Source organism: Kocuria sp. NBRC 114282 (assembly GCF_030268385.1).
In the GTDB taxonomy this organism is placed as follows: Bacteria; Actinomycetota; Actinomycetes; order Actinomycetales; family Micrococcaceae; genus Kocuria; species Kocuria palustris.
Map to the genome: position 1 here is coordinate 1 of NZ_BSQO01000007.1, position 14399 is coordinate 14399.

At 70.1% G+C, this 14399-nt stretch carries 14 protein-coding genes and 1 pseudogene; 3 read left to right on the plus strand and 12 right to left on the minus strand.

Annotation, left to right across the window (positions count from 1 at the left end):
- Positions 1-203 precede the first annotated feature (203 nt).
- A pseudogene (locus tag QSJ40_RS10755) lies at positions 204-551 on the plus strand (helix-turn-helix domain-containing protein); the annotation flags it as partial.
- A gap of 85 nt (positions 552-636) precedes the next feature.
- Here the strand turns inward: QSJ40_RS10755 and QSJ40_RS10760 are convergent.
- The 4 genes from QSJ40_RS10760 to QSJ40_RS10775 all read right to left on the minus strand — a co-directional run bounded on the left by QSJ40_RS10760 (position 637) and on the right by QSJ40_RS10775 (position 4485).
- Complete coding sequence (locus QSJ40_RS10760; protein WP_241445325.1) at positions 637-1263, minus strand: SRPBCC domain-containing protein; 627 nt, start codon at positions 1261-1263, stop codon at positions 637-639.
- Positions 1260-1610 carry an ArsR/SmtB family transcription factor gene (locus QSJ40_RS10765; protein ID WP_024290610.1) on the minus strand — a complete coding sequence of 117 codons (351 nt, stop codon included), beginning with the start codon at positions 1608-1610 and terminating at the stop codon, positions 1260-1262. The genes QSJ40_RS10760 and QSJ40_RS10765 overlap by 4 nt, the downstream gene beginning before the upstream one ends.
- Positions 1611-1801: 191 nt before the next feature.
- A protein-coding gene (locus QSJ40_RS10770; protein WP_155931041.1) for an IS5 family transposase occupies positions 1802-2645 on the minus strand; the annotation gives its coding sequence in 2 pieces (ribosomal slippage) (positions 1802-2338 and positions 2340-2645; 843 coding nt in all).
- Between the two features lie 121 nt (positions 2646-2766).
- Positions 2767-4485, minus strand: coding sequence for a choline/carnitine O-acyltransferase (locus QSJ40_RS10775; protein ID WP_024290612.1), 1719 nt, complete (start codon positions 4483-4485; stop codon positions 2767-2769).
- Between the two features lie 216 nt (positions 4486-4701).
- Between QSJ40_RS10775 and QSJ40_RS10780 the strand changes: the two genes are divergently transcribed.
- Both QSJ40_RS10780 and QSJ40_RS10785 read left to right on the plus strand, forming a co-directional pair.
- Positions 4702-5703 (plus strand): hypothetical protein, encoded by a 1002-nt coding sequence (locus QSJ40_RS10780; RefSeq protein ID WP_024290613.1) that lies wholly within the window; start codon positions 4702-4704, stop codon positions 5701-5703.
- Complete coding sequence (locus QSJ40_RS10785) at positions 5700-6647, plus strand: glycosyltransferase family 2 protein (protein WP_024290614.1); 948 nt, start codon at positions 5700-5702, stop codon at positions 6645-6647. Before QSJ40_RS10780 ends, QSJ40_RS10785 begins: the two co-directional genes overlap by 4 nt.
- Before the next feature lie 55 nt (positions 6648-6702).
- On the opposite strand, the gene QSJ40_RS10790 is transcribed toward QSJ40_RS10785, so the two are convergent.
- From QSJ40_RS10790 to QSJ40_RS10825, 8 genes are read right to left on the minus strand one after another with little or no spacing between them, the layout of a single operon-like run.
- On the minus strand, positions 6703-7572 hold the full coding sequence (locus tag QSJ40_RS10790) for a hypothetical protein (protein ID WP_285730877.1): 870 nt from the start codon (positions 7570-7572) through the stop codon (positions 6703-6705).
- Positions 7569-8999, minus strand: a complete 1431-nt coding sequence (locus tag QSJ40_RS10795) for a sugar nucleotide-binding protein (protein ID WP_029643843.1) — start codon at positions 8997-8999, stop codon at positions 7569-7571. The genes QSJ40_RS10790 and QSJ40_RS10795 overlap by 4 nt, the downstream gene beginning before the upstream one ends.
- A 34-nt stretch (positions 9000-9033) precedes the next feature.
- Positions 9034-9957 (minus strand): glycosyltransferase family 32 protein, encoded by a 924-nt coding sequence (locus QSJ40_RS10800; protein ID WP_204783123.1) that lies wholly within the window; start codon positions 9955-9957, stop codon positions 9034-9036.
- Between the two features lie 55 nt (positions 9958-10012).
- On the minus strand, positions 10013-11008 hold the full coding sequence (gene rfbB / locus QSJ40_RS10805) for a dTDP-glucose 4,6-dehydratase (RefSeq protein WP_268143013.1): 996 nt from the start codon (positions 11006-11008) through the stop codon (positions 10013-10015).
- Between the two features lie 21 nt (positions 11009-11029).
- A complete protein-coding gene (locus tag QSJ40_RS10810; RefSeq protein WP_280614083.1) occupies positions 11030-12004 on the minus strand; it encodes a glycosyltransferase family 2 protein in 975 nt (324 codons plus the stop codon).
- A complete protein-coding gene (locus QSJ40_RS10815) occupies positions 12001-12522 on the minus strand; it encodes an acyltransferase (RefSeq protein WP_285730883.1) in 522 nt (173 codons plus the stop codon). Before QSJ40_RS10815 ends, QSJ40_RS10810 begins: the two co-directional genes overlap by 4 nt.
- Positions 12519-13541, minus strand: a complete 1023-nt coding sequence (locus QSJ40_RS10820) for a glycosyltransferase family 2 protein (RefSeq protein ID WP_024290621.1) — start codon at positions 13539-13541, stop codon at positions 12519-12521. Before QSJ40_RS10820 ends, QSJ40_RS10815 begins: the two co-directional genes overlap by 4 nt.
- A 52-nt stretch (positions 13542-13593) precedes the next feature.
- Positions 13594-14370, minus strand: coding sequence for an alpha-1,2-fucosyltransferase (locus tag QSJ40_RS10825; RefSeq protein WP_204783121.1), 777 nt, complete (start codon positions 14368-14370; stop codon positions 13594-13596).
- Positions 14371-14399 lie beyond the last annotated feature (29 nt).

Consider the following 14399-nt stretch of genomic DNA (forward strand, 5'->3'; position numbering starts at 1 on the left):
CGACTTCACGGCGAGATCGGCATGATCCCGCCCGTCGAGCTCGAGGACACCTACCATCACAACCACCCCGCACCGGCACCCGCCGACGCGGCACTTGCGAGCCTCTAACAAACCCGGGGCGATTCACTTCACCCAAACAATCTCGCCGCCCGCGGCGGCATCTGGCCTTCCTGGGCGGCACATGCCCCCAGGAAGGCTCAGTCATGTCCCACGCCAACGCGGCGCTCACCCCACGGCATCGCCTGATCGTCGCGCGCATGGTTGTTGACGACGGTTGGCCGATCAGCGAGGTCGCCGCCCGATTCCAAGTCTCCTGGCCTACCGTCAAGCGTTGGGCCGACCGCTAGCGAGACGGCGAATCCAGGCAAGACCGGTCTTCCCGGCCGCGTCGCTCCCCGAACAAGACGAGTCAGAAGACCACTCGGCGCTGCATCAATCTGCGGCTGCGCCTGAGGGAGGGGCCGGTGCAGTTGGCGTGCCGACTCGGGATCGCCCCGTCCACTGTCCACCGCATCCTGGTCCACGCGCACCTAGAGCGTGTCTCCCAAATCCCGATGCCGTATCGGCGAGGCTAGGCCGTGTTGATCAAGAGTCTGAGACCGGATACGGCCAGGAATCCCATCCGTCAAGACCCGATCAGTCGGCGGGTTCCCACTGGGCGCGATCGAGCGCCAGCGCAGCGCGAGCGGCAGCGTCGGCTTCGCTCTTCGGAGCGCCCGCTTCCTGGTGCGCCCGCGACCACTCTTCAGACCCGCGTCTAGCGAACTCGGCACCTTCTTCTGACCCCATGATGCGGCTGACGGCATCGAGGTCAGCACGCGGATCGTCGAGATGAAGCGCGAGCCCCAGGAGCCCCGCGTCCCACCCGCCACCGCCGGCAGCAGGACCGTACTCGCGCCAGTGGTCGTTGCTCTCTCCAAAGTGACGCACGGTGAGCGCGGCTGCCCCGGTGCCATGTCCTTCGATCGACGCGGTGACGCGAGAGACCTCGCCCTCGTACTCCCACGTTATCGTCAACGCGCGCGGCGCCTCGCACGTCTCGATCGTGCCGACCGTGCCACTGTCCAAAAGGCGATACCGACCACCCCGGCGCAGGTCTCCGGTCAGGGGCTCGAACCAGCGCGCCAGGCGGTCGGGATTCGTGCACGCGTCCCACAGGTCGTCAGGGGTCGTCGGGAAGGTCTGGGTCAGGGTGATCACGTTCCGCTCGTCGTCGAACTCGACGTGACGTAGAACCTCGTTGATCTGACTGGCGATGTTCACTGCTGGCTTCCTTTCGACTCATAGCGACGGTCACGCTGACCGCGCGCGATCTCGGTGCCCAGCGCCGAGAGCGAACCGCCCCACAGCTGCCGCAGCCGGTCCGCCCACTCGCCGATGGCCTCGACACCGTCGCGGTCCAGGCTGTAGATGCGACGCGATCCCTCGACGCGCGAACGTACGAGGCCGACCTCACGCAGCACGCGAAGATGCCGAGACGCTGCGGGCTGACTCACTCCGAACTCTTCACGAACTACGGCGCTCAGCTCGCCGGCCGTACGATCACCCTCGGCAAGCTGCTCCACCATCCGCAGACGAGTGGCGTCCCCCAGGGCACCGAAATGATTCACAGATCTGTTATATAACGAAAAACGGAATCAATCAACAATGCTTGTGATTCGAGGACGGCTGCAAGCAGGACGGGGCCCCGCTCCTGCTATGTCGGCTGGCAATCACCGGCGCATCAGGTCGCGCTGTGCAGGGTGGTGTCGATCTGACAGTTGATCACGGCACCGTCAGCATCGCGGACACCGGTCCGTGCTCAGGCCGGAGGAGGCAGGTCCGTCTTGATCCAGATCAGCGTCGCGGCGAGGCTGACGGCGGCCCGATAGTTGCGGGCGAGCTTGTCGGAGCGCATCGCGATTCCGCGCCACTGCTTGAGTCGGTTGAAGCAACGCTCCACGACGTTGCGGCCCTTGTATCGCCCCTGCTGCTGATCGCCGAAGTCGATCGGTCGGCCCGGCTTCTTGCGGCGGTGCGCGATCTGATCGTTACGTTCCGGGATCGTTGCCGCGATCCTCCGATCGCGCAGCCAGGCCCGGTTCGCCTTCGATGGATACCCCTTGTCCGCCAGGACGCGGTCGGGACGGGTGCGAGGCCGGCCCTTCCCGGCGCGCGGAACGCGGACATTCTCGAGCACGGCGGTCATCATCGCGGTGTCGTTGATGTTCCCGCTGGTGATCATCATGCCTAGTGGCCGGCCACGGCCGTCGCAGACCAGGTGCAGCTTGGTCGTCAGCCCTCCCCGGGAGCGGCCGATCCCGTGATCAGGCGGCTCGAACCGCGGATTCTTGTGATTCCGCAGAGCCCCCTGTGTCCCGCTTCAGGGTCGCGCCGTGCTGATGAACACGCGCGATGGTCGAGTCGATCGAGACGACCCAGTCGATCTTCCCAGCAGCGTCCGCCTGCTTCTGCACCTCGGCCAGCAGCATCTCCCACGTGCCATCTTCAGCCCACCGGTTGAACCTCTTGTAGATCGAATTCCACTTCCCGAACCGCTCCGGCACATCCCGCCACGGCGCCCCAGTCCGGTATTTCCACGCGATCCCCTCAACAGCGAGCCGATGATCCGTCCACGGCCGCGAGCGGCCAGTGGTCGACGGCATCAACGGCTCTATCACGGCCCACAACCCGTCAGAGATCTCCTGTCGCGTCACCGTTCAAGGCTCACCCAGCCGAGGTCGAAACCTCTTGATCAACACGGCCTAGTGGGGCCCGGAGCTCGCTTCAGCGCGCGGGCGTCCCGACAACGGACCACAGCAGCTGCGCGGCCTCGACCAGCGCCTCGGCGAAGCCGTCGGGGTCCTCGGCCGTGTCGGCGCGGAAGCTGAGGCAGAACTCGAACTCGCGCTCGCCCTTGGTGTAGGCGATGCCGAGACCGGCCGCGGAGGTGGGGGCGAAGGCGTAGCGCACGATGGACTGCGCCCCGCCCACCGAGGTGGTCGACAGGAAGTCCTCCGATAGCGCCTCCAGCGATGGATCCCCGAGCAGCCCCTCCCGCACCTGATCCTCATCCGCCATGAGCCGAAGGCCGGTGACGTGGCGCTGCGGGCCGTGCCCGGCCTTGCACGCCTTGATCCAGTCCTTGTGCGCCTCGATCGCAGCGCGCAGCTGCTCCTGGGTCGCGGTGCCCTCCACGGCGGCGGCCGCGAGCTCGACGGCCTGGGCCGTCACCGGGCGCAGGCACTCGGTGCGCCCGGCCTGGAACTCGCGGACGTCGACCGACTCGTAGACGCTGCGCACCCGCCCGAAGGCCAGCTGCTGGGCGATCGTGAAGATCAGCTGCTGGACGGCGTCGTCGCTCATCTTGAACGGGCGCTCCTGTGCTGACATGCGCGGCACCGTGACGAGGCGCACCGACAGCGGCTCGGCGGCCTGAGACACGCCCTCCAGCCCGGTGCGCACGCGCCGGGCCTGCTCCGCAGTCATCGACCAGGCGAGCTCCGGGGCCTCGATGACCAGCTCCGGAACGGCGGCGGGGGCGTCGTGGATCTCGACCTGCTGCATGCGGCCCACGGCCGCCAGCACCGTGGCCCCGTCGATCGTGCTGTGCTCCACGTGCACGCCCGTGAAGGAGTCGTGCAGCGCGATCTCGTAGGACATGGGCTTGCGCACCCAGGCGTCGTGGAAGCCGAAGGCCAGGTGCTGCAGGTGCTGCTCATCCGTGAGCTGCTGCTCCTGCAGGTCCACCGTGTACACCAAGCGGGACAGCCGGTCGTAGGTCCGCGCGTTCGCCGAGTCCTGCAGCAGCTCCTCGAGGATCTCGGCGGCGTCGTCGGCGGGCAGCCAGGAGACCGCGCCGAAGGGCAGCTCGTCCCGGGCTCCGCCCGGCGCGGCGACGATCGTGCGCAGCGCCTGCGCTATCCAGGCGGCGCTGCGGGGCTGGCCGTCGGCATCGGCGATCGGCAGCACTCGGAGGTGCCCGCGGTGGAGGATGCCGATCTCGGCGTCGGCGGCCTCGACCCGCGGCCGGCGGATCTCGTCCATGCCCGCCTGCGGGTGCCGCAGCCCGCCGCCCAGGGCCTCCCACTGCTGCATGCACAGGTGCGCACCGCGCGGGCTGACCTCCACCGGGGTCTCACCGCGCAGCTGCTGCAGGTGGACGGCGGCCGCGCGGTGGATAAACCGGGCTGCGCGGTCGAGGCCGGGAGTCCCGGGCTCGTCGGCCAGCTGGAAGCCCACGCTCGTGCTCAGCGGCAGGGACTCGCGCGTGCGCAGGTAGCCGCGCAGCCACTCCCGCGACAGCCAGCTGCGACCGGCGGCGTCCTCCCGCCGGGCGAAGTCCAGCAGGCGCTGCTGCAGCACGGGGGCGTCGCCGGCCAGCCACTGCCGGGCGGTCTCGCGGGTGCGCTCGGCCTCGGCGTCGTCCTGGAGGGGTCGAAGCGCGCTGAGCAGCCGCTGCACGGTCGGCTCGAGCTCGGGCACAGGCAGGACGGTTGTGGTCATGGGTGTCCTCTGGGAGAAGGCGGCGGCGATGACGGCCTCTCGATTCTCGCAGGCGGCGAGCAGGCCCGGCAGAGCGCGTCAGCGACTGTGATCAGGGCCACGTCACCCGGACTCGCTGCGGCTCGCGGCAGGTGCCGCGGGTGGTCGCGCCCTAGAATCGGGCGAGCCCCGCGGCACCGAACTCGGGGCCACGATGATGCGAGGAGGGTCGGCGCCTTGGAGCTGGATCTGCTGCACGTGCGCGCCGGCGGCCAGGGGTGGGGCCCGGTGGACGCCCTCGTCCAGCTGAGCGCGCGTCTGCTGGACGCACGGCTGATCACCATCGATGAGCGCGCCCGCCCCACGGCGCTGCAGCGCGGCGCCTCCGCGATCCCCCGGCTGCTCTCCGCCTCCTCGCGTCGTCTGCTGGTCATCGCCCCGAATCCGGCGCACCTGGCCCAGGCCGCGCGGATGCGGCACTGGCTGCCCGGCTATGCCTCGACCGCGGCCTGGGTGATCGACTCGTTCTGGACCGAGCGCATCGCGCGCTTCGCCCGTACCGGACGGCACTTCGATCACCTGTTCATCACGGACCCCGGACTTCGCCAGGAGTGGGCAACGCTGACGGATGCTGCCGTCTCCGTGCTGCCCTGGGGCGCCGACACCCTCGCCTTCCCGCTGCAGGACGGCAGCCGGAGCACCGATCTGCTGCGGGTCGGACGCCAGCCCTCAGCCTGGGACGACGACGCCGCCATTGCGCGCCTGGCCTCAGCGCGTGGGCTGCGCTTCGAGGGACGCCCACCGCTGGATCCTGCGGACCCCGCCGGCAGCTATGAGCAGGTGCGGTCGGCACTGCTGCGCACGCGCTTCATGCTGGCGTTCTCCAACCTGGTCAGCCCCGCGACCTACACCCACCCGACGCGGGACTACCTCACGGGCCGCTGGACCGATGCGCTGGCGGCCGGCGCGGTCGTCGTCGGGGCGGCGCCGAGCAGCGCCGCGCAGCTGCTGTGGGAGACGGCCACGGCGGAGGTCTCCCCCACGGATCCGGTCGTCGGACTCGAGCGCATTGCCGAGCTCAGCGCGCAGTGGACCCCGGGCTCGGCACGAGCCCAGCAGCTGCTGGCCCGGCAGAGTCTGGACTGGCGGCATCGTCTCCGCACGCTGTCCGAGGTCCTGGGGCTGCCAGAGCCCCCGGAGCTCACCCGGGAGCTGAGCCAGCTGGTGCCGCCGCGATGAGCGCCGATCCGCTGCGCCGCCTCAAGCACCGGGCCTTCCTGGCCCGCCGGGACGCCGGGCTGGTGGGAAGCAGCCTGCTCAGCCGCCGGACCGGAGCACTGGCCCAGCAGCTGCGGATCGCCCGTGCGGGTCTGGACCTGCCGCCCCTGGCGGCTCACCGGGGCCTGTGGGCCGTGGGCATGGTCCGCGATGAGGCCGATGTCGCGGCCGAGACGATCCGGCATCTGCTCGAGCAGGGAGTGGAGCGAGTGCTCGTAGCGGACAACCTCTCCACGGACGGCACCGGTCGGATCCTGCGCGAGCTGGCCACCGAGCATCCTCAGGTCCTGGTGGCCCGGGACGCGGAGCCGGCCTACGTGCAGTCCGCCAAGATGACGATGCTGGCCGATGCCGCGGCCCGTGCGGGTGCCAGGTGGGTCATCCCGTTCGACGCCGACGAGCTCTGGTACGGCGCTGAGGGCACTCTTGCCGAGACGCTGTCATCCGCACGCGCTCCGATCGCCCGGGCCGTGGTGCACAACGTGTTCCCCTCCCCCGACTCCGAGCACGAGCTCCGGGTGGATCGGACCCCCCACTACGACGACAAGGTCGCCTTCCGCCCCTTCCCCGGGGCCGTGGTGGCCATGGGCAACCACGAGGTCAGCCGACCGGGCAGATCCGAGTCGTCGCTGCGGATCCTGCACCGCCCCTGGCGCAGCTACGAGCAGTTCGTCCGCAAGGCCCGCGGCGGAGCCTCGGCCCTTGCACTGACGCAGCTGCCGGCCGAGAAGGGGTACCACTGGCGAGCCCTGGGCGCACTGTCGGACGACGAGCTGGGCAGGGCATGGGAGTCGCTGCTCCAGGGCACGGCATCGCAGGAGATCGCATGGCGGCCCCGGGGGAGCCTGGTGCCGCTGGGGCCGCGGCTGCCGCGCTTGTGGGACGAGGTCCGGCGAGCGCTGTGAGGCACTGCCTGCCAGAGCACGGACGTCGTCCACGATCCAGAGGCGCCAGCGGCCCTCAGCGCCCGACGAGTCGGCGCAGTGGCGCCTCCGCGGCCGGGACCCTCTTGAGCAGAGGGCGGACGGTGCGCTTGGCACGCGACCAGGCGCGCGCCCGAGCTGCGCGTGCGAGCCGCTCCGGGCGGGTCATCGGGCTGCGCACGCGGACGCTGTAGCGATCCAGCAGGTGCTCGGGCACGAGCTCCTCCCCCACCCCGAAGCGCTCCGCGAAGCGGACGACGCCCAGCGGCTTGTCGCCGTGGCCGCAGAAGTGCATGACCAGCGCGTCCGAGAGGGAATCCTCGTAGTAGTGGCCCCGGGAGTTCAGCGCGCGGTGTCCGACGATCTGCGTGCGCTCGAGCAGATCGGTCGTGGAGAGGGCCCACCACATCTGGTCCTGGTCGCCGCCGGTGAACAGCCCATCGCGCTGCGGATCCCACCACTCGCGCACGGCATCGAGTTCGGCGTCCTCCATGAGCCGCAGCAGCCTGTTCGCGTCGTCGCCGCGGCGCAGCAGGAAGACGCCCGTGTTGATGCGGGACCAGAAGCCATTGGGCTCCTCGGGCCCTTCTGCGATGACCAGGAACTTCCCGTCCTGCTCTGCGTCCTGGGCAAGACGGCGGATGCCGTCGGAGTCGAAGTCCGTGAAGTAGGCGTCGTCGTCGATCCACACCAGCCAGTCGTAGTGCTCCAGGTGACGGCGGATGATGGCTGTGGAATAGAGGAAGGGGTTGTCGATCCCCTCGTCCAGTCCGATCTCCAGCCGGTAGTCCAGACCGTGCTCCCGGGCATAGATCAGGTGATTGACGTAGGAGCGGAAGCGGATCTCGTCTCCGCCGGATACCAGGCCGATGGACAGCTCCTGCTCGCGGCCGTGCCCGTGGGTCATCGTGACTGCTCCTTGAACGTGCGCGTATAGGCGCTCAGGCTCTCCATCGCCTGAGGCAGGGTGCCCTCGGCTCCCAGCAGGGAGTTCCTGGGACGCGGCGCCGCACCGGGGCGGTCCCGGAAGAAGTCCGCCGTGCTGACGGGGCTCACCCGCTGCGGGTCGTGGCCCGTGAGCTCGAAGACCGCGCGCGCCACCTGGAACCAGCTCATGGCCGGTCCCGCGTTGGTGACGTGCCGGGTGCCGTAGGGGGCCTGCTCGACCACGAGGTCCAGCAGGACCTCGGCCAGGTCGGCGGCGAAGGTGAGACGGCCGTGCTGATCATCCACGACGGCGGGGTCGATCCCCCGCTCGGCCAGCGAGGCCATGGTCCGCACGAAGTTCGCGCCGTCGCCGATCACCCAGCTCGTGCGCACGATCCAGTGCTTCGGCCAGGTGCGCACCGCGGCCTCCCCGGCCGCCTTGGACTGGCCGTAGACGGACAGCGGGGCCACGGGGTGCTCGGGGGCGTGCTCCTGATCCAGCGGCAGGGAGCCGTCGAAGACGTAGTCGGTCGACACGTGCGTCAGGGGGACGTCGTGATCGCGGCAGGCGGCGGCAAGCGCGCCCACGGCCGTGGCGTTGACCTGCCAGGCTCGGGAGCGGCCCTCGGCGGTCTCGGCCTCGTCGACCGCAGTGAACGCCGACGCGTTGAGCACCGCGCGGGCGGTCTCCAGCTCGCTGAGCGGCCAGCTGCCCGGGTCCTCCATGTCCCATTCGCCCCGGGTCAGGGCCCGGTGCGCGATCCCGCGACGACGGCAGGCCGCCACCAGGGCACGGCCGAGCTGCCCAGCGGCACCGAGGATGAGCACGGGCGAGGCCCGCACCGGTGCCACCTGCGCCAGACGCGGATGCTCGCGGTCCTTGTCCGAGAGCTCCGCCTGCTCGAGCGGGACCGGCCAGTCGATCGCCGCGGTCTCGTCGGCGAGGTCCAGGAACGTGTAGCGCGACTGCGCCTCGGGCGACCAGTGCGCGGTGACCAGATAGGTGTAGGCGGTCGAAGGCTCCAGGGTCTGGAAGCCGTTGGCCACCCCCCGCGGGACGAAGACCGCGGTGTCCGGTCCGATCTCCTGCGTCACGACGGCGCCGAAGCTCTCCCCCTCGCGCAGGTCGACCCACGCGCCGAAGACCCGGCCGGTCGCAACGGACACGTACTTCTCCCACGGCTCGGCGTGCAGGCCGCGCGTGGTCCCGATCGCGCCGTTGAAGGAGATGTTGTTCTGCACCGGTTGGATGTCAGGCAGCCCGGCCTCGGTCATCTTCTGCCGCTGCCAGTTCTCCTTGAACCAGCCGCGGCTGTCGCCGTGGACGTCGAGCTGCACGATCAGCAGTCCCGGGATCGCTGTCTCGGTGATCTTCACGGGCGGGACCTTTCCAGAAGAGAGAGCCATGGCACGGACACGGAGGGCGGCTGCCCCGCGAGGCTCATCGGTAGCCGCCGCCGGTGTAGTCGAAGTGCATCTGCGGCCAAGGCTCGAAGCGATGCGCGTATCGCAGGGCCAGAGGCGAGAACACATGCCCCATCAGAGCGCTCCACGGTACCGGGTAGTCGCCCTCCAACCCGTACGGGTCCTGGGCCGGGTGCTGCGCGAGCAGTCCCTGGAAGTAGTCCAGGCGCCGCTCGACCTCGCACAGCCACTGCTCGGTCCAGCTGGAGCCGGGCTTGAAGGCGAAGGCCGCCTGGAAGGCCGTCCTCGTGTAGTAGAGCCGCTGCTGCCTCCCGAGGGGGCCCATGGCGGGGCACGTGTTCCGCGAGCTCATCTCATGCGGTCCGGCGGCCCACAGATGATCGGCCGAGTTCAGCCTCTCGAGCACCGGGGCCCACGGCTGGCGCATGACCTTGAGATCCGCGTAGGCGCCCCCGTGATGGTGCATCAGGTAGCAGCAGAGGTAGTCCGAGCGATGTACGGGGCTCAGGAACGAGAAGGCAGGGTGCAGCGGCGAGCCCTTGACGAGGACGTCGTCGAGGTTCTCCAGCGTGATCAGCGCGATCTCGAGCCCGGCGTTGACCTCCCGCATCACCTGCAGGGCCGTCCGGCGCGGGGCCGTCAGCTCGTTGGCGCCCAGCCAGGCCGCATAGACGACCCGCGGAGCCTCGCCGCGCGGCCCGTGCTCCACATGGGGGAACCGGAGATGGTCGATCTGGAACGTCGAGGAGGCGGGCACCACCACGTCGCCGACGTGCTGCTCATGCTCACTCGGGTCATACCGGTACTCGATGTGCGCTGCCCAGTGCCGACGGGCGGCATCAGGCGCCCGCTTCAGCCGCCGACGGGTCAGCCACAGCCCGTGCTTGATCCGCCGCAGCGGCCGCAGCAGGTCCCTCGGCGTTGGCTCCGGCTCGCTCATGGCCTCGCGCCCCCTGCGCCCCGACGCGCTCCACGGCGCTCGGCCGGGTGCGCAGTCACTGCCCCTCCCGGGCGTAGCCGGCCTCGACGGCGGCCTTGTGCGGGCGCCACCAGGACTCGTTGTCGCGGTACCACTGCACGGTCGCCTCGAGCCCGGCGCGGAGATCGGTGAAGCGCGGGGTCCAGCCGAGCTCCTCGCGCAGAGCGGTCGCGTCGATCGCGTAGCGGCGGTCGTGGCCGGGACGGTCGCGGACGAACTCGAGGTCTTCGGCCGGCCGGTCGAAGATCTCGAGCAGCAGCCGGGCGATCTCCAGGTTGCTGCGCTCGCCGTCCGCTCCGATCAGGTACGTCCGGCCGATCTCCCCGCGCTCGAGGATCCGCAGCACCGCCGAGGAGTGGTCCTGCGTGTGGATCCAGTCGCGCACGTTGAGCCCCTGCCCGTAGAGCCGCGGCGGGCGGCCGTCGATCAGCTCGGTGATCTGGCGCGGGATGAACTTCTCCACGTGCTGATGCGGGCCGTAGTTGTTCGAGCAGCTGCTCAGCGTGGCCTCGAGACCGAAGGAGCGCACCCACGCGCGCACCAGGTGATCCGAGCCGGCCTTCGAGGCCGAGTAGGGACTCGAGGGGCGGTACGGCGTGGTCTCGGTGAACTTCTCCGGATCGTCCAGGGCCAGATCGCCGTAGACCTCGTCCGTGGAGACGTGGTGGAAGCGGGTGCCGTGCCGGCGGGCGGACTCCAGCAGGGTGAAGGTGCCGACCAGGTTGGTCTTGATGAACGGAGACGGGTCCGCCAGCGAGTTGTCGTTATGCGATTCGGCCGCGAAGTGCACGACGGCATCCGCCTGGCGCATCAGATCGTCAACCAGCTCGGCATCGCAGATATCGCCCTGGACCAGGCGCATGCGCTGCGGATCGGCTCCCTCCAGGGAGGCCGGGTCGCCGGCGTAGGTGAGCTTGTCCAGCACCACGACGTCGTGGGCGGTGGCCTCCAGGACGTGGTGGACGAAGTTGGAGCCGATGAAGCCGGCTCCGCCGGTGACGAGCAGTTCCATGATGAGCAGGGCCTTCCGTGGTCAGTCGGGACTCGAGGATGAGGCGGAGGCGGCGGGTTCGAGGCCTTCCCCGATCCGGCGGGCTGGGATGCGGCGCAGGATGCGATAGCGCAGCATCCCCTGCAGCGCTCCCAGGTGCCCGCCCAGGAGCCGGGCGTGCAGAAGCCTGCTCTCCCGGTCTCGAGCGAGCAGCAGCCGCGGTGCCTCGCGTGCGACGGTCAGCAGCGAGTCCTTGGCGCTGGGGCCGTTCATGCCGCGGTCCCGGAACCGGATCCACAGCAGGATGCGCGCCAGCTGCTGGATGCGCTGCTGACGCAGCAGCGCCCGCGGGGTGGAGCGCAGGCGGTACTGCATCGTGGCAGCGGGCACCCGGAGCATCGTTCCGCCGGCCTCCAGGAAGCGCCAGGAGAAGTCCGTCTCCTCCGATCCGCCCGGGTACGCCGCATCCATGCCGTTGACAGCCCAGTAATCGCTTCGCAGGATTCCGAAGCCGCATCCGGGCACCGAGGGCAGATAGCCGGCGAATCCCTCCTCCGCCACAGTGGGCGGCTCATCCGTCGCCTGCAGACGCTGCAGATCGGAACCGATCCCATAGGCTGCGAGCACCGCTGAGTCATTGAACCCCTCATGCAGGAGGGTGCTCGAGGCCAGGCACCGTCCCCCATCCTGCACAGCAGCCGCCATCGCGCTGACCCAGTTCTCGCTGACGAGGTCATCGGCATCGCAGAACAGAAGGATCCTCCCGCGGGCGACAGCTGCCCCGCGGTTCCGCGCGAAGGACGCGCCGTGCTGCGCTGAGGCATCCACGATGTGCAGGTCGAGATCCTCGCGGAAGCCGGCGGCTGCTCCCGCCAGGCCATCCGAGCTCCCGTTGTCGGCGATCACGATCTCGAAGCGCGGTGCACCGCGCTGGGCAGCGAGCGCCGCCAGCTGCTCTCCGATCACGGCAGCGACATCGTGGGCGGGGATCACCACACTGACCTCGGGCGCACTCATTCGGACACCTCCGGGGAATCGTCGGGGAGCTCGCGGACGCGACGGGCGGGCACGCCCACATACATCCCGTCGAGCGCGCAATCCTTCGTCACGACCGCTCCGGCGCCGATCACGCAGCCGGAGCCGATCGTGACGCCGGGCAGGATGATCGCCCCGGCCCCGATCCAGCTGCCGTCGCCCACATGGACCGGGTCCGGGTGCCCTGGTGCGGCCCGCTGCTGCGGGCCGCCCACGGGATGACGGGTGGTGACGAACATGGCTCGCGGCCCCACGAAGACATGGCGCCCCAGATGGACCTCCGTGTCCACGAACACCTGCCGGTTCAGGAAGCTGCCCTCGCCGATGCTGATCCGACGCGGCGGGGCGAGCACCACGCCGTCGCTGATCAGCACTCCGTCCGCCACGCCGGCCAGGCCGAGGCGCTGGAGGAGATCGCGCCGACGGGTGTTGGGCACGATCGGTGTCAGAGCCGCCTCCCATGCCGCGCGCCGCAGCGCGGCCAGTCCTGGGATCCTCATCTGCTCGCCTCATCCTCCGGGGTCGGGTGCATGTCCATCGACGGCGCTGCGGCCTCCTGCAGACCGACGCCGATCTGCGCGTCGGGCATCCGCCTCAGCCAGCGGTACCGGACGGTGCCCTCGGCCAGGCCCCAGGCGATGCTCGTCCTGTGGATGAGCCCGAACCAGTCCGGCGTCTGCCGCCGGCTCAGCATCTTCAGTCCTGCTCCGGCACAGCGCAGCAGCTCCGTGTGCCAGCGGGGCATCTGCGAGGCGGGCCAGGCATCGTAGCGCTGCATCAGCAGGCAGTGGGCCCGGGCGGATCGACGGACGATGCGCAGCTGATCGGAGGCCGACCAGTGCCCTCGGCAGCCGACACGGAGGTGTTCGGCCGAATGCAGTGACACCCCGGCCCGCTGTGCGCGGAAGGCCAGGTCGTTGTCATCGCCTGCCAGCGGGAAGGACTGATCGAATCCCCCGAGCCTCAGCAGCAGGTCCCTCCGTGCGCCGAAGTCGCCGCCGAAGAGCACGGGCAGTGCCTGCCCGTCTCCCTGCCGCACCTCGACGACGGCGTCCTCCTGCGACGGCTCGACGTCGAACCGGGCCCGGATGACCTCCAGCGGATGCTCGAAGGCCCCCTGGGGCAGCAGGTGGGCCATGCCGGTCCACAGATCCGCCGTCTCGAAGGCAGCCGCTCCCTGGGCCAGCCAGCGGGCGGAGACGGCGTCGTCGGCGTCGCAGAACATCAGCAGCTCGGCGCGCGCCGCACCGATGCCGACATTGCGCGCGTAGGACGCACCCTGGTGCGCCTCCGCTCGCAGCACGCGCAGGTCCAGGGGCCCGCCCAGGAAGGGCTGCACCGCCGCAGCGAGGTCATCGCTGGATCCGTTGTCGACCACGATGACCTCGAAGGCCGGCGGATCGACCTGTGCAGCCAGCGCCTCGAGCTGCAGCGGAAGCGTCCGGGCAGCGTTGTAGGCGGGGATGATCACGCTCACCGCCGGTGCGGCGGCGCGATCAGCGGGGGGAACGGTCGTCATGGCTGTGCTTCCTGGGGTGCTCGGGGGTGTGCCCAGTGCGGGTCCTGCGGGATCAGAGTCCAGGGTCAGTCTGGTACTCATCCTCGGGGATCGCCGTCCATTGCGGCAGCAGCAGCGGCGAGTCGCCGTGGTTGTACTGCCGGGTGAAGAACAGCGGAGCGAGGATCTGACGAGGGCGCTGCGCTGGGGGCCGGCTCGTGGCCAGATACCCGCCCCAGTAGGAGAACGTGGAGTTCGTGAGGATCAGCGTCCTTGCTGCGGCCAGCTGGGCGAGGTCCTGGAACATGTCGTGCGGCGGCGGCATGGCCTGCACTGCCCCCCGCTCGGCCAGGAAGCCCAAGTGCTCCATGCACCACGGAGGGTCATCGGAGACCAGCACGAACCGCTCCTGCGCAGTGCTCGGTATCCGTCGCACGGCCTCGCGGATGAAGGCCTCGATGTCCATCCCGTAGCGGCTGCGGTTCAGCGCGTCCGAGTAGTAGTCCCCGCGGCGGACGTTGACCACGACCGCATCCGGCACTGCAGCTGCCACACGTTCGGGGAAGCCCGAGCCCGGCAGCAGCACCTCGCGCACGAACATCGGGATCTCCGGGACCAGGTAGTCGTAGCCGGCCTGCTGGCCCCATTCCACGGTGCGCCGCTGGAGGGGGCCGACCTCGTGCTCCTGGACGGTCCACTCACGCAGGCCGGGGAACTCCTCGAGCCAGGGGCGCATCTTGGGCTTGAAGCGCACCGTCCACCGCTTGCCGGTGCGCCGAGTGCGCGACCAGGCGGTGAGCCACAGGTACAGGAAGTTCCCGCCGTTCATGGGCTCGGCACCCCAGATCACGGAGGGGCTCTGCCGCCGCAGGGGGCCCA

Coding starts and splice junctions, on each gene's coding strand:
- rfbB (WP_268143013.1), bottom strand. CDS start 11,008: ATGGAACTGCTCGTCACCGGCGGAGCCGGCTTCATCGGCTCCAACTTC.
- QSJ40_RS10820 (WP_024290621.1), bottom strand. CDS start 13,541: ATGACGACCGTTCCCCCCGCTGATCGCGCCGCCGCACCGGCGGTGAGC.
- QSJ40_RS10795 (WP_029643843.1), bottom strand. CDS start 8,999: ATGGCTCTCTCTTCTGGAAAGGTCCCGCCCGTGAAGATCACCGAGACA.
- QSJ40_RS10775 (WP_024290612.1), bottom strand. CDS start 4,485: ATGACCACAACCGTCCTGCCTGTGCCCGAGCTCGAGCCGACCGTGCAG.
- QSJ40_RS10800 (WP_204783123.1), bottom strand. CDS start 9,957: ATGAGCGAGCCGGAGCCAACGCCGAGGGACCTGCTGCGGCCGCTGCGG.
- QSJ40_RS10810 (WP_280614083.1), bottom strand. CDS start 12,004: ATGAGTGCGCCCGAGGTCAGTGTGGTGATCCCCGCCCACGATGTCGCT.
- QSJ40_RS10790 (WP_285730877.1), bottom strand. CDS start 7,572: ATGACCCACGGGCACGGCCGCGAGCAGGAGCTGTCCATCGGCCTGGTA.
- QSJ40_RS10815 (WP_285730883.1), bottom strand. CDS start 12,522: ATGAGGATCCCAGGACTGGCCGCGCTGCGGCGCGCGGCATGGGAGGCG.
- QSJ40_RS10785 (WP_024290614.1), top strand. CDS start 5,700: ATGAGCGCCGATCCGCTGCGCCGCCTCAAGCACCGGGCCTTCCTGGCC.